Raw genomic sequence first — 15970 nt, forward strand, 5'->3', positions numbered from 1 at the left:
AAGTGGGGCGGCCGTTGTTCACGCATCAGCTGTTGTTGTGGTCGACCTTGATGGTCGGGTCGCTGCCGGCAATCAGGTTGTGAATGTTGGCGCTCGACCAGTTATTGCCTTCCAGTTTGATCGTCACGTCCGGTGTCGCGGCTGCGGCATCGCCCGAGTTGAACTTACCGCCCGAACTGACTTGCAGCGACGACACGCCGTCGACCGTGGTGATCTTCAGGAAGTTGTCGATGGTGCTGCCGGTCTCGCCCTGCAACAGGTCGCGCAGGTCGATGCGGTCGCCTTCGCTGGCCTTGAAGTCCTTGATCACGTCGTTGCCGGTATCGCCCGATTTCCAGACGAAGGTGTCGCCACCCGAACCACCGATCAGGATGTCGTTGCCCGGACCGCCGATCAGCGTGTCGTTACCGGTGCCGCCGAGCAGGATGTCATTGCCCTTGCCGCCGTCGAGCAAGTCGTTGCCGCCCGAGCCGAACAGGATGTCATTGCCCGCGCCGCCCAGCAGCGTGTCGTTGCCATCGTGGGCACCGGACACATCGAACGCCTGATAGTGCTCGGTGATGTACTGGTGCACGTTGCTGGTGGTGACTTTGCTGACGTCGACTCCGGTTTCCTTGGCCACGAATGCCTGCATCGCCTGATAACCCTCGCCGGCAATGCCGTTGAAGCTCACCAGGTCGCCGAACAGGATGTCGTTGCCGTCGCCACCGCTGACGGTGTCGTTGCCCGGCATCGTCGCTTCGGTGTGGCCGATGATCGAGTTGGCCAGGTCCTTCGGATCGATGTTGGTCTGCGGTGTCTTGTCCGAGTCGTACGGTTTCAGGTCGTTGAGACTGACGCCGTTGTTCAGGCCGATCGCTTCGACGTTCGACAGACCGCTCAGCAGCGCGAAACCGGCGGCGGAGTTGTCGGTAGTGTTCGAGGAAGTGCTGTTGCCGCTGCCCGCCAGGCTCGAGATCTCGTAGGTGCCGTCACCCTGGGCGTGGATGGTGCCCAGGCTGTTCCAGTTCCAGTTGCCGTTCTTGAGCGTCTGCAGCACCACTTCACCGGCAGTGCTGATGCTCAGGTAGTGGGTGCTGTCGATGTAGGTGGCGAAGCTGCTGCCCAGCTTGTAGTTGCTGGTTTTCACCACGTCGTCGAGCTTCACGTTGCCGTACAGCGTCGGGTTGGTCTGTTCGCCGCTCTGGTAGTAGGTCGGCTGGCCGTCGGTGATGAAGTACGTGAGGTTCTTCGCCCCGGTGTTGGCCACCGCTTCGGCGCTCTGGAAGAAGTTCGCCGTGGCCTTGAACACGTCTTCGTAGTTGGTGCCGCCGCCGGACGACATCGAGTCCAGCACGGCCTTGAGCAAGGTCAGCGCATTCGGGTCGTTGAGGTTCACCGACACCGACTTGTTGACTTGGGTATCGAAGTCCACCAGGAAGATGTTCACCGTGCCGGAGTTGCTGCCCAGGCTCTGTTTGAGGGTGTTGAACACCGACGTCAGCGAGTCCTTGGCCGCGTTGATCGACGACGCGCTCATACTGCCCGAGCTGTCGACCATGAACGCGATGTTGTAGTTGGTGCCCGGCACCACGGTCAGGCCGCCGATGTCGGCGACGATGATGTCGTTGCCGTCGGTGCCGGTGACGGTGTCGTCGGCCGAGGTGGCGACCACCGCGTTGTAGACCGCCGGCACCACGGTGACCGGGATGGTCGCGGTGGTGCTGGCCGAGCCGCCCACGGCCTCGGTGGAGGTCGAGGTCACGGTCAGGTTGAACTGGCCGTTGTAGTAGGTCGGCGGGGTCACGGTCAGGGTACCGAGGTTCCAGCCGGTGACGTTGGCGTCGCCGCTGGTGGCGGTCACGGTGAAGCTGTGGCCTGCGCCGTCGCTGAGCACCGAACCTACCGGTGCGCCGCTGATCTTGATGCTAAGGGTTTCCGAACCGTCGGTGTCGGTCAGTGCGGTGCTGATCGACGACAGTTTCACCGTGGTGCCTTCGGCGCCGGTGTTGAGCTTGTAGCCGTCGTAATAGCCTTCGCCGTTGCTTCCGTGCAGATCGGAGACGGTCACGCCGGCATTCACCAGATCCTGCACGCCGGTGTAGATCGGCACGCCGGCACTGCTCAGGTCGATCGGCGTGCTGCCGTTGACCGACAGGTTGACGTCGTAGCTGCCCGGGCCGCTCTGGTTGTGGTGGTAGATGTCCAGGGTGTAGTAGCCGCTGGTGGTCGGGGTGAACGAACCGTTGAGGTTGCCACCCGCGCCCCACGTCGTGGACGCCACGCTCTTGCCGCCGATGGTCACCAACAGGCTGTCATCACCGGTGCCGCTGAAGGTGTAGGTCTTGCCGGCTTCCAGATAGATCAGGCCCGAGGTTTTCGACGCGGTGCCGGCGGTCACGCTGCCATCGGACTGCACGTTGTTCACAGTGCCGCTGGTGTTCGGCTTGCCGGCACCGTCGATCACGTTTTTCAGGGTGGTCGAATTCGCGCCGCTGCCGTCGGTGCCCAGGCCCGACAGACCGGTCCAGACTTCCTTGATCAGCCCGGTGGACTTCACGCTGTTGTCGGCGACCGACAGGGTCGGTGCATCCGCCACCGGCGTGATATCGATCTTCACGGTGCCGGTGTTGCCCAGCAACTGGCCGTCGGTTGGCTGGAACTTGATCTGCGCGTAGTCCGCCTGGTTGTTACCCAGGCCGGTGCCGCCGTAACCATTCACGCCCGACTCGTTGGCATCTGGCAGGAAGCGCAGCTTGCCAGCGTCGATGTCAGCCTTGCTGAAGGTCTGGTTGGTGGCGACGTCTTTCCAGGTCGAGCCGTCCAGGTACTGCAGTTTGCCTTCGCCCGGCAGCTGGGTGATTTTCACGCCCAGGCTGCTGGCCGGGCTGTCGACGTCGCTGACGCCGAAGGTCGACCAGCCGAGGACCAGCGGGGTGTCTTCGGTGCCGGTGACGTTGACCGGTGCAGCGACCGGCGCATCGTTGACTGCCACTACGTTGACCGTGGTGGTCGCGACGTTGGAGTAGTTGCCGCCATCGGTCACGGTCACGGTGATGATCCGTGGCACGGTGCTCGGGTCTTCACTGCTGTTGGTGAAGCTGATGTTTTTGATCTGCTGCATGTAGTCGGCAAGCGTCGCATTGCCCGAGAGGGTCAGCGTGATCGTGCCATTGGTGCTGTTGGCATTGATGGTGATGCCGTTGACGCTGTTGCCCAGATTCAGCGCATCGCCGTCCTGACGGTTGGTCAGCACGATGGTGGCGCCGGTCAGCATGGTGCTGTCCGGGTCGGTGATCTTGATGTCGGTGTCGGCAATCGACACGCCTGCGCCCGGGGTGTTCTCGGTGAAGGTCACCTTGTAGTCGGCCCCGGTGGCACCGCTGGAGTTGTTGGCGTCGAGGTCGATGACCGGCGGCGCATCGTTGTCGATGATCGAGGTGCTGACGCTGCCATTGGTGCTGCTGACCGCCAGGTTTTCGAAGTTGCCACCGGTGGCCGAATCAATTTTGACCACGAAGTTCTCGGTGCCTTCGGTGATCTTGTCATCGATGGTCGCAACGTTGAACTGCGCGCTGCTGGCACCCGCCGGGATCTTCACGGTGTACACGCCGGTGAAGTCCGAACCGTCGGCGGCGGTGCCGCTGTAGACGATTTTCAGGGTCACTTCGGTCTGCGCCGGGTGCGTCAGGCTGACGGTGTAGCTGGCAGTCTGGCCTTCGGTCACCGAGGTGCTGCCGGTGATGCTGACGGTGGTGGTGTCGATGGTATCGGTGACGCTGGTCACGGCTGGTGTGTTGCTGGTCACCAGGTTTTCGAAATTGCCGCCGGTAGCGTTGGTGATCGTGGCCTGCACATTGCCGGCATCCTTGTAGACGTCGTCGGCTGGCGCAGGAACGGTCACGGTGCCGGTGGACTTGCCCGCTTCGATGGTGATCACCGAACCGTTGCTCAGGGTCACGGTCACTGGCGAGCCAGCGGCGTTGGTCAGAGTTGCGGTGTAAGTGATTGAGCCACCTTCAGCCACGGTACCGGTCGCGCTGAGCGACAGGTTGGTGGTGTCAATGGTGTCGGTGACGGTGGTGCTGACCGGCGTCTTGTCGGCCACGAGATTTTCGTAGTTGCCGCCAGAAACGTTGGTGATCGAGTTGGTCAGCGGTGTGTGGCCGGTCAACGCGTCGTTCGGCGCGGTGGTGGTCACGGTGCCGGTGGTCTTGCCGACTTCGATGGTGATCGACTGACCGTTGGCCAGGGTCACAGTCACAGGTGAGCCTGTCACTGGCGCGCCGACAGTCGCGGTGTAGACAACGTTGCCACCCTCGGCCGCCGTCGTGGTCGCGGTCAGCTTCACGGTGGTGGTGTCGATGGTGTCGGTAACGCTGGTCACTGCTGGTGTGGTGCTGGTGACCAGGTTCTCGAAGTTGCCACCGGTGGCGGACTTGATCGTGGCCTGCACATTGCCGGCGTCTTTGTAGACGTCATCGGCTGGAGCAGGAACGGTCACGGTGCCGGTGGTCTTGCCCGCTTCGATGGTGATCACCGAGCCGTTGCTCAGGGTCACGGTCACTGGCGAACCAGCGGCGTTGGTCAGGGTTGCGGTGTAAGTGATCTGGCCACCCTCGGCCACGGTGCCAGTTGCGCTCAGCGACAGGTTGGTGGTGTCGATAGTGTCGGTGACGGTGGTCGAGACCGGCGTCTTGTCGGCCACGAGATTTTCGTAGTTGCCGCCAGAAACGTTGGTGATCGAGTTGGTCAGCGGTGTGTGGCCGGTCAACGCGTCGTTCGGCGCGGTGGTGGTCACGGTGCCGGTGGTTTTGCCGACTTCGATGGTGATCGACTGACCATTCGACAGGGTCACAGTGACTGGAGAGCCTGTCACTGGCGCGCCGACAGTCGCGGTGTAGACAACGTTGCCACCTTCGGCAGCTGTCGCGGTCGCAGTCAGCTTCACGGTGGTGGTGTCGATGGTGTCAGTAACGCTGGTTACCGCTGGTGTGGTGCTGGTGACCAGATTCTCGAAGTTGCCACCGCTGGCGTTGGTGATCGTGGCCTGCACGTTGCCGGCGTCTTTGTAGACATCGTCCGCCGGGGCAGGAACGGTCACGGTGCCGGTGGTTTTGCCCGCTTCGATGGTGATCACGGCGCCGTTGCTCAAGGTCACGGTCACCGGGGTGCCCGCAGCATTGGTCAGTGTGGCGGTGTAAGTGATCGAACCACCCTCGGCGACCGAAGTGGTGGCGCTAAGGGACAGGTTGGTGGTGTCGACGGTGTCAGTGACGGTGGTCGAAACCGGGGTCTTGTCAGCCACCAGATTTTCGTAGTTACCACCGCTCACGTTAGTGATCGCGTTGGTCAGTGGTGCATGACCATTCAACACGTCGTTAGGCGCAGTGGTGGTGACGGTGCCGGTGGTTTTGCCGACTTCGATGGTGATCGACTGACCGTTCGACAGGGTCACAGTGACTGGAGAGCCGGTCACAGGCGCGCCGACGGTGGCGGTGTAGACAACGTTGCCACCTTCAGCAGCTGTTGCGGTCGCAGTCAGCTTCACGGTGGTGGTGTCGATGGTGTCAGTAACGCTGGTCACCGCTGGTGTGGTGCTGGTGACCAGGTTCTCGAAGTTACCACCGGTGGCGTTGGTGATCGTGGCCTGTACGTTGCCGGCATCTTTGTAGACGTCGTCAGCTGGCGCAGGAACAGTCACGGTGCCGGTGGTTTTGCCGGCTTCGATGGTGATCACCGAACCATTGCTCAGGGTCACGGTCACTGGCGAGCCAGCGGCGTTGGTCAGGGTCGCGGTGTAGGTAATCGAACCACCCTCGGCCACGGTGCCGGTCGCGCTGAGCGACAGGTTGGTGGTGTCGACGGTATCGGTGACGGTGGTCGAAACCGGGGTCTTATCAGCCACCAGATTTTCGTAGTTACCACCGCTCACGCCGGTGATGGCGTTGGTCAGCGGTGCATGACCGGTCAGCACGTCGTTCGGCGCGGTGGTGGTCACGGTGCCGGTAGTTTTGCCGACTTCGATGGTGATGCTCTGGCCGTTGGACAGGTTTACGGTCACAGGCGAGCCGGTCACCGGCGCACCCACGGTCGCGGTGTAGGTGACGGTGCCACCTTCAGCAGCTGTCGCGGTTGCGGTCAGCTTCACCGTGGTGGTGTCGATGGTGTCAGTAACGCTGGTCACTGCTGGCGTGGTGCTGGTCACCAGGTTTTCGAAATTGCCGCCGGTGGCGTTGGTGATCGTGGCTTGCACATTGCCGGCGTCTTTGTAGACGTCATCGGCTGGCGCTGCGACGGTCACGGTGCCCGTAGTTTTACCGGCTTCGATGGTAATGACGGCGCCGTTGCTCAAGGTTACGGTCACCGGAGTGCCAGCAGCGTTGGTCAGGGTCGCGGTGTAGGTGATCGAACCACCTTCGGCCACGGTGCCAGTCGCGCTCAGCGACAGGTTGGTGGTGTCGACGGTGTCGGTCACGGTAGTGCTGACCGGCGTCTTGTCGGCCACGAGGTTTTCGTAGTTGCCGCCCGTCACGTTGGTGATCGCGTTGGTCAGCGGCGTGTGGCCGTTGAGCGCATCGTTCGGTGCCGTGGTGGTCACGGTGCCGGTGGTTTTACCCACTTCGATGGTGATGCTCTGGCCATTCGACAGGTTCACGGTCACTGGCGAGCCAGTCACAGGAGCGCCCACGGTCGCGGTGTAGGTGACAGTGCCACCTTCAGCCGCCGTCGTGGTCGCGGTCAGTTTCACCGTGGTGGTGTCGATGGTATCGGTGACCTGGGTAACGGCCGGAACAGTGCTTGGCACCAGGTTTTCGAAGTTGCCGCCAGTGGCATTGGTGATCGTGGCCTGCACGTTGCCGGCGTCCTTGTAGACGTCATCGGCTGGCGCAGGAACGGTCACGGTGCCAGTGGTTTTACCGGCTTCGATGGTGATGACGGCGCCGTTCGACAAGGTCACGGTCACTGGCGAGCCAGCGGCGTTGGTCAGGGTCGCGGTGTAGATGATCGAACCGCCCTCGGCAACCGAATTGGTGGCGCTGAGGGTCAGGTTGGTGGTGTCGACGGTGTCAGTGACGGTGGTCGAAACCGGTGTTTTGTCGGCTACGAGGTTTTCGTAGTTGCCGCCCGTCACGCCGGTGATCGCGTTGGTCAACGGCGTGTGGCCGGTCAGCGCATCGTTCGGTGCGGTGGTGGTGACGGTGCCGGTGGTCTTGCCGACTTCGATGGTGATCGACTGACCGTTGGACAGCGTCACGGTGACTGGCGAACCGGTCACAGGCGCGCCCACGGTGGCGGTGTAGGTGACGGTGCCGCCTTCAGCCGCCGACTCGGTCGCGGTCAGTTTGACCGTGGTGGTGTCGATGGTGTCGGTGACTTCGGTCACGGCCGGAACGGTGCTCGGCACCAGGTTCTCGAAGTTGCCACCGGTGGCGGTCGAAATGGTCGCTTCGACTTTGCCGGCATCTTTATAGACGTCGTCTTTCGGTGCGTCGACGGTCACTGTGCCGGTGGTTTTGCCGGCCTCGATGGTGATCACGGCGCCGTTGCTCAAGGTCACGGTCACCGGGGTGCCCGCAGCGTTGGTCAGGGTGGCGGTGTAAGTGATCGAACCACCCTCGGCCACCGAATTGGTAGCGCTCAGGGTCAGGTTGGTGGTGTCGACGGTGTCAGTCACGGTGGTCGAAACCGGCGTTTTGTCGGCTACGAGATTTTCGTAGTTGCCGCCAGTCACGCCAGTGATCGCGTTGGTCAGCGGCGTGTGGCCGTTGAGCGCATCGTTAGGTGCCGTGGTGGTGACAGTGCCAGTGGTCTTGCCGACTTCGATGGTTATCGACTGACCGTTGGCCAGGGTCACGGTGACTGGCGAACCGGTCACTGGCGCGCCAACAGTCGCGGTGTAAGTGACGGTGCCACCTTCAGCGGCCGTTTCGGAAGCGGTCAGCTTCACGGTCGTCGTGTCGACGGTGTCGGTGACTTCAGTGACAGCCGGAACAGTGCTTGGCACCAGGTTCTCGAAGTTGCCACCGGTTGCGTCCTTGATGGTTACTTCGACCTTGCCGGCGTCCTTGTAGACGTCATCGGCTGGCGCGGCAACGGTCACGGTGCCGGTGGTTTTACCGGCCTCGATGGTGATGACGGCGCCGTTCGACAGAGTCACGGTCAGCGGGGTGCCGGCCGGGTTGGTCAGGGTCGCGGTGTAAACGATCGAACCGCCTTCGGCCACGCTGTCGGTCGCGGTCAGCGACAGATTGGTGGTGTCGACGGTGTCGGTCACGGTGGTGCTGACCGGGGTTTTGTCGGCTACGAGGTTTTCGTAGTTGCCGCCGGTTACGCCGGTGATCGCGTTGGTCAACGGGGTGTGGCCGTTCAACGCATCGTTCGGCGCAGTGGTGGTCACGGTGCCAGTGGTCTTGCCCACCTCGATGGTGATCGACTGACCGTTGGACAGCGTCACGGTGACTGGCGAGCCGGTCACAGGCGCGCCGACGGTCGCGGTGTAAGTGACGGTGCCGCCTTCAGCTGCCGATTCAGTCGCGGTCAGTTTGACCGTGGTGGTGTCGATGGTGTCGGTGACTTCGGTCACGGCCGGAACGGTACTCGGCACCAGATTCTCGAAGTTGCCACCGGTGGCGGTCGAAATGGTTGCTTCGACTTTGCCCGCATCTTTGTAGACGTCGTCTTTCGGCGCATCGACGGTCACGGTGCCGGTGGTTTTGCCGGCCTCGATGGTGATCACGGCGCCGTTCGACAGGGTCACGGTCACCGGCGTGCCGGCCGGGTTGGTCAGGGTCGCGGTGTAGATGATCGAACCACCCTCGGCCACCGAGCCAGTGGCGCTCAGGGTCAGGTTGGTGGTGTCGACGGTGTCGGTCACGGTGGTGCTGACCGGCGTCTTGTCGGCCACGAGGTTTTCGTAGTTACCGCCAGTCACGCCAGTGATCGCGTTGGTCAGCGGCGCATGGCCGTTGAGCGCATCGTTCGGCGCGGTGGTGGTGACGGTGCCGGTGGTTTTGCCCACTTCGATGGTGATCGACTGTCCGTTGGACAGGGTCACGGTCACAGGCGAACCGGTCACTGGCGCGCCAACAGTCGCGGTGTAAGTAACGGTGCCGCCTTCCGCCGCCGACTCGGTCGCGGTCAGTTTCACCGTGGTGGTGTCGATGGTGTCGGTGACGTTGGTCACGGCCGGAACAGTGCTCGGCACCAGGTTCTCGAAACCGCCACCGGTGGCGGTCGAAATGGTCGCCTCGACTTTGCCGGCGTCTTTGTAGACGTCGTCTTTCGGCGCATCAACGGTCACGGTGCCGGTGGTTTTACCGGCCTCGATGGTGATGACGGCGCCGTTGCTCAACGTCACGGTCACCGGCGTACCCGCCGGGTTGGTCAGTGTTGCGGTGTAAGTGATCGAACCACCCTCGGCAACCGAATCGGTGGCCGTCAGGTTCAGGTTGGTCGTGTCGACAGTGTCCGATACCGAGGTGTCGGCGGACTTGCCGTCGACCGCCAGGTTTTCGTAGTTGCCACCGGTGGCCTTGTCGATGGTCACGCTCAGCGAGCTGCCGCCCGCCAGCGGGCTGTTCGGCGCGACGAAGTTCACGGTGCCGGTGGTCTCGCCGACGGCGATGGTGATGGTCTGGCCGTTGGACAGGGTCACGACGACCGGCGAACCGGTCACTGGCGCGGTCACGGTCGCGGTGTAGACCACGGTTTCGCCTTCGGCGACGTTGGCGGTGGCGGTCAGCGAGACGGTGGACGTGTCGATGGTGTCATTGACGGTGGTGACCGCCGGGGCGGTGCTGGTGACCAGGTTTTCGAAGTTGCCACCGGTGGTGGTCGAAATGGTCGTCTCGACTTTGCCGGCGTCCTTGTAGACGTCGTCCTTCGGTGCATCGACGGTCACGGTGCCGGAGGTTTTGCCGGCCTCGATGGTGATCACGGCGCCGTTGCTCAACGTCACGGTCACCGGGGTGCCGGCGGCGTTTGTCAGGGTCGCGGTGTAGGTGATCTGGCCACCTTCGTTGACTTCCGGCGTGGCGCTCAGGGTCAGGTTAGTGGTGTCGACGGTGTCGGTCACGGTGGTGCTGACCGGCGTTTTGTCGGCCACGAGGTTTTCGTAGTTGCCGCCGCTCACGCCGGTGATCGAGTTGGTCAGCGGCGTGTGGCCGTTGAGTGCATCGTTCGGCGCGGTGGTGGTGACGGTGCCGGTGGTCTTGCCGACTTCGATGGTGATCGACTGACCATTGGCCAGGTTCACGGTCACAGGCGAGCCGGTTACCGGGGCGCCAACGGTGGCGGTGTAGGTAACAGTGCCGCCTTCAGCAGCCGACTCGGTCGCGGTCAGTTTGACGGTCGAGGTGTCGATGGTGTCGGTGACATCGGTGACGGCTGGAACGGTGCTTGGCACCAGGTTCTCGAAGTTGCCGCCGGTTGCATCCTTGATGGTCACTTCGACCTTGCCGGCGTCTTTGTAGACGTCGTCCTTCGGCGCATCGACGGTCACGGTGCCGGTGGTTTTACCGGCTTCGATGGTGATGACGGCGCCGTTGCTCAGCGTCACGGTCACTGGGGTGCCGGCCGGGTTGGTCAGGGTCGCGGTGTAAACGATCGAACCGCCCTCGGCCACCGAGTCAGTGGCGCTCAGGGTCAGGTTGGTGGTGTCGACGGTATCGGTCACGGTGGTGCTGACCGGGGTTTTGTCGGCCACGAGGTTTTCGTAGTTGCCGCCGCTCACGCCGGTGATCGCGTTGGTCAGCGGGGTGTGACCATTCAACGCGTCGTTCGGCGCGGTGGTGGTGATGGTGCCGGTGGTTTTACCCACTTCAATGGTGATCGACTGACCATTGGCCAGTGTCACGGTCACAGGCGAACCGGTGACAGGTGCGCCAACAGTGGCGGTGTAAGTAACGGTGCCGCCTTCGGCCGCCGACTCGGTCGCGGTCAGTTTGACGGTGGTGGTGTCGATGGTGTCGGTTACGTCAGTTACGGCTGGAACGGTGCTCGGCACCAGATTCTCGAAGTTGCCACCCGTTGCGTCCTTGATCGTGACTTCGACTTTGCCGGCGTCCTTGTAGACGTCATCTTTCGGCGCATCAACGGTTACGGTGCCGGTGGTTTTGCCGGCCTCGATGGTAATGACGGAGCCGTTGCTCAACGTCACGGTCACCGGAGTGCCGGCCGGATTGGTCAGGGTCGCGGTGTAGGTGATCGAGCCACCTTCGGCCACGGTGCCGGTCGCGGTCAGCGTCAGGTCGGTGTTGTCGACGGTGTCGGTCACGGTAGTGCTGACCGGCGTTTTGTCGGCCACGAGATTTTCGTAGTTACCGCCGCTCACACCGGTGATCGCGTTGGTCAGCGGCGTGTGGCCGTTGAGTGCATCGTTCGGCGCCGTGGTGGTGATGGTGCCGGTGGTTTTGCCCACCTCGATGGTGATCGACTGACCATTGGCCAGAGTCACGTTCACAGGCGAACCCGTAACCGGAGCGCCGACAGTCGCGGTGTAAGTAACGGTGCCGCCTTCCGCCGCCGACTCGGTCGCGGTCAGTTTGACCGTGGTGGTGTCGATGGTGTCAGTGACTTCGGTAACGGCCGGAACGGTGCTCGGCACCAGATTCTCGAAGTTGCCACCAGTCGCATCCTTGATGGTCACTTCGACTTTACCGGCGTCCTTGTAGACGTCGTCTTTCGGCGCGTCGACAGTCACGGTGCCGGTGGTTTTGCCGGCCTCGATGGTGATGACGGAGCCGTTGCTCAACGTCACGGTCACCGGAGTGCCGGCCGGATTGGTCAGCGTCGCGGTGTAGGTGATCGAGCCACCTTCGGCCACGGTACCGGTCGCAGTCAGCGTCAGGTCGGTGGTGTCGACGGTGTCGGTCACGGTGGTGCTGACCGGTGTCTTGTCGGCCACCAGGTTTTCGTAGTTACCGCCGCTCACGCCAGTGATCGAGTTGCTCAGCGGTGTATGACCGTTGAGCGCATCGTTCGGCGCGGTGGTGGTGATGGTGCCGGTGGTCTTGCCGACTTCGATGGTGATGGTCTGACCGTTGGCCAAGGTCACGGTGACCGGCGAACCGGTCACGGGCGCGCCAACAGTGGCGGTGTAGGTGACGGTGCCACCCTCGGCTACCGACGTATCGGCGCTCAGCTTCACGGTCGACGTATCGATGGTGTCAGTCACTTCAGTGACCGCCGGAACGGTGCTCGGAACCAGATTCTCGAAGTTGCCGCCGGACGCATCCTTGATGGTCACTTCGACTTTGCCGGCGTCTTTGTAGACGTCATCGGCCGGAGCCGGAACGGTCACGGTGCCAGTGGTTTTACCCGCTTCGATGGTGATCACCGAGCCGTTGCTCAACGTCACCGTCACCGGAGTGCCGGCCGGGTTGGTCAGGGTCGCGGTGTAAACGATCGAACCACCTTCAGCCACCGTACCTGTAGCGCTCAAGGTCAGGTTGGTGGTGTCGACGGTGTCGGTGACTGACGTCACGGCCGGAGTCTTGTCGGCGACCAGGTTTTCGTAATTGCCGCCGCTGGTGCCGTCGATCTTCACGCTCAGCGTGTTGCCGCCGGCCAGTGCATCGTTCGGTGCGGTGTAGTTGACGCTGGCGCTGCTGGCGCCGACCGGGATGGTGATGGTCTGCCCGTTGGACAGCGTCACGACCACCGGCGAACCGGTCACCGGTGCGGTGACGGAGGCGGTGTAAACCACCACGCCGCCTTCAACGGTGCTGGCCGTGGCGCTCAGGGAAACGGTGCTGTTGTCGATGGTGTCGGTGACGTCGGTCACCGCCGGGGTCTTGTCGACCACCAGGTTTTCAAAGTTGCCGCCCGTGGTCTTGGTGATGCTGGCGTCGACTTTGCCGGCGTCCTTGTACACGTCATCGCCCGGTGCGGCGACGGTGATGGTGCCGGTGCTCGCGCCTTTGGCGATGTTGATCACCGCGCCGTTGCTCAGGGTCACGGTCATGGCCGTGCCGGCCGGGTTGGTCAGGGTCGCGGTGTAGACGATCGAGCCGCCCTCGGCGACCGAACCGGTGGCGCTCAGGCTGATATTGGTGGTGTCGACGGTGTCGGTGACCTTGGTCACCACAGCCGTACGGTTGGCATCGACCTGCTCGAAGTTGCCGCCGCTGTGGCTGGCAATCGCGGTCTGCACCTTGCCGCCATCAATGTAAGGCGTGTTGGCCGGCGCAGGGAAATTCACCGAACCGCTGGTGGCACCGGCGGCGATGTTGATGACCGCGCCGTTGGCCAGGGTCACGGTCATGGCGGTGCCGGCCGGGTTGCTCAGGGTCGCGGTGTAGGTGATCTGGCCACCTTCGCTGACGGTGTCGCTGGCGCTCAGGGTCAGCGTGGTCTTGTCGATGGTGTCGTTGACCGTGGTGCTGACCGGCGTCTTGCTGACGTCGAGTTTCTCGAAGTTGCCGCCGCTGGCATCGGTCATGGTCACGGTGAGCTTGCTGACATCCTTGTAGACGTCATCGCTCGGTGCCGGGATGGTCACCGAACCGCTGGTCTTGCCGGCCTCGATAACGATGGTCTGGCCGTTGCTCAGGTTGACGGTCACCGGCGTTTGCGCGGCGTTGGTCAGGGTCGCGGTGTAGGTGATCGACGTGCCTTCGAGCACATAGCTTTCGGCGCTGAGAGTCAGGTGCGTGGTGTTGATGGTGTCGGCGACGTTGGTCACCGCCGGCGTCGGGTTGGCCACCAGGTTTTCGAAATTGCCGCCGGAGGTGTCCTTGATAGTCACTTCGACTTTGCCGGCATCTTTGTAGACGTCATCGGCCGGGGCTGGAACGGTGACGGTGCCAGTGGTTTTGCCGGCTTCGATGGTAATGACGGAGCCGTTGCTCAACGTCACGGTCACCGGGGTGCCGGCCGGGTTGGTCAGGGTGGCGGTGTAGACGATCTGCCCGCCCTCGTTGACGTTGCCGGTGGCGGTCAGCGATACGGTGGTGGTGTCGACGGTGTCGGTGATGTTAGTGCTGACCGGTGTTTTGTCGGCTACGAGGTTTTCGTAGTTGCCGCCGCTGACGTTGGTGATCGAGTTGGTCAGCGGTGCATGGCCGGCCAGAACGTCATTCGGCGCCGTGGTGGTGACGGTGCCGGTGGTTTTGCCGACTTCGATGGTGATCGCCTGACCGTTGGCCAGGGTCACGGTGACAGGCGAGCCGGTTACCGGGGCGCCAACGGTCGCAGTGTAAGTGACGGTGCCGCCTTCAGCTGCCGATTCGGTCGCGGTCAGTTTGACCGTCGAGGTGTCGATGGTGTCGGTGACCTGGGTCACGGCCGGAACGGTGCTTGGCACCAGGTTTTCGAAGTTGCCGCCGGTTGCGCCGGTGATGGTCGCTTCGACTTTGCCGGCATCTTTGTAGACGTCATCGGCAGGGGCTGGAACGGTCACGGTGCCGGTGGTCTTGCCCGCTTCGATGGTGATGACGGAGCCGTTGCTCAAGGTCACGGTCACCGGAGTGCCGGCCGGATTGGTCAGCGTCGCGGTGTAGATGATCGAGCCGCCCTCGGCCACGGAATCGGTGGCGCTCAGGGTCAGGTTGGTGGTGTCGACGGTGTCGGTCACGGTGGTGCTGACCGGCGTCTTGTCGGCGACCAGATTCTCGTAGTTGCCGCCGCTCACGCCGGTGATCGCGTTGGTCAGCGGCGCATTGCCGGCCAATGCGTCGTTCGGTGCGGTGGTGGTCACGGTGCCGGTGGTTTTGCCGACTTCGATGGTGATCGACTGACCGTTAGCCAGGGTCACGGTGACAGGCGAGCCGGTTACCGGGGCGCCAACTGTCGCGGTGTAAGTAACGGTGCCACCCTCAGCTGCTGACTCGGTCGCGGTCAGTTTGACGGTGGTGGTGTCGATGGTATCGGTGACATCGGTGACAGCCGGAACGGTGCTTGGCACCAGGTTCTCGAAATTGCCGCCGGTGGCGTCCTTGATGGTCACTTCGACTTTGCCGGCGTCTTTGTAGACGTCATCGGCTGGCGCCGGAACGGTCACGGTGCCAGTGGTTTTGCCCGCTTCAATGGTAATGACGGAGCCGTTGCTCAACGTCACGGTCACTGGCGTGCCAGCCGGATTGGTCAGGGTCGCGGTGTAAACAATCGAACCCCCTTCAGCGACAGTGCCGGTGGCGCTCAGCGTCAGATTGGTGGTGTCGGCAACGTCTGTCACCGTGGTCGAAACCGGAGTCTTGTCGGCCACCAGATTTTCGTAATTGCCGCCGGAAACGCCGGTGATCGAGTTGGTCAGTGGTGCATTGCCGGTCAACGCATCGTTCGGCGCAGTGGTGGTCACGGTGCCGGTGGTTTTGCCGACTTCGATGGTGATCGATTGACCGTTGGCCAAGGTCACGGTGACCGGCGAACCGGTCACTGGTGCGCCGACAGTAGCGGTATAAGTGACAGTGCCGCCTTCAGCTGCCGACTCGGTCGCGGTGAGTTTTACCGTGGTGGTGTCGATAGTGTCAGTGACTTCGGTAACGGCCGGAACGGTGCTTGGTACCAGGTTCTCGAAGTTGCCCCCGGTGGCGTCCTTGATGGTGACTTCAACCTTGCCGGCGTCTTTATAGACGTCATCGGCTGGCGCCGGAACGGTCACGGTGTCGGTAGTTTTGCCAGCCTCGATGGTGATGACGGCGCCGTTGCTCAACGTCACGGTCACCGGGGTGCCGGCAGGATTGGTCAGGGTTGCGGTGTAGACGATCGAACCGCCTTCAGCCACGGAACCGGTCGCGCTCAGCGACAGGTTGGTGGTGTCGATGGAGTCGGTAACGGTAGTGGTCGCTGGCGTCGTGTTCGGTACCAGATTCTCGAAATTGCCGCCGGTGGCCCCGGTAATCGTGGTGCTGACGGTGCCGCCGTTGTTGTAGACGTCATTCGGTGCGGTCGGCACGTTGACGCTGCCGGTGGTCTGGCCGGCGCCGATGGTGATGGTCGAACCGTTCGACAGGGTGACGGTCACCGGCGTCTGCGCCGGGTTGGTCAG

1 protein-coding gene is annotated in these 15970 nt (G+C 62.9%); it reads right to left on the reverse strand.

The window, feature by feature from the left end:
- Positions 1-25: 25 nt before the first annotated feature.
- Positions 26-15970, reverse strand: a 15945-nt coding sequence (locus N8H71_RS27905; RefSeq protein ID WP_347710528.1) for an immunoglobulin-like domain-containing protein, incomplete at its 5' end; no start/stop codon positions are given.

The organism is Pseudomonas koreensis, assembly GCF_025447595.1.
Classification (GTDB): Bacteria; Pseudomonadota; Gammaproteobacteria; order Pseudomonadales; family Pseudomonadaceae; genus Aquipseudomonas; species Aquipseudomonas koreensis_H.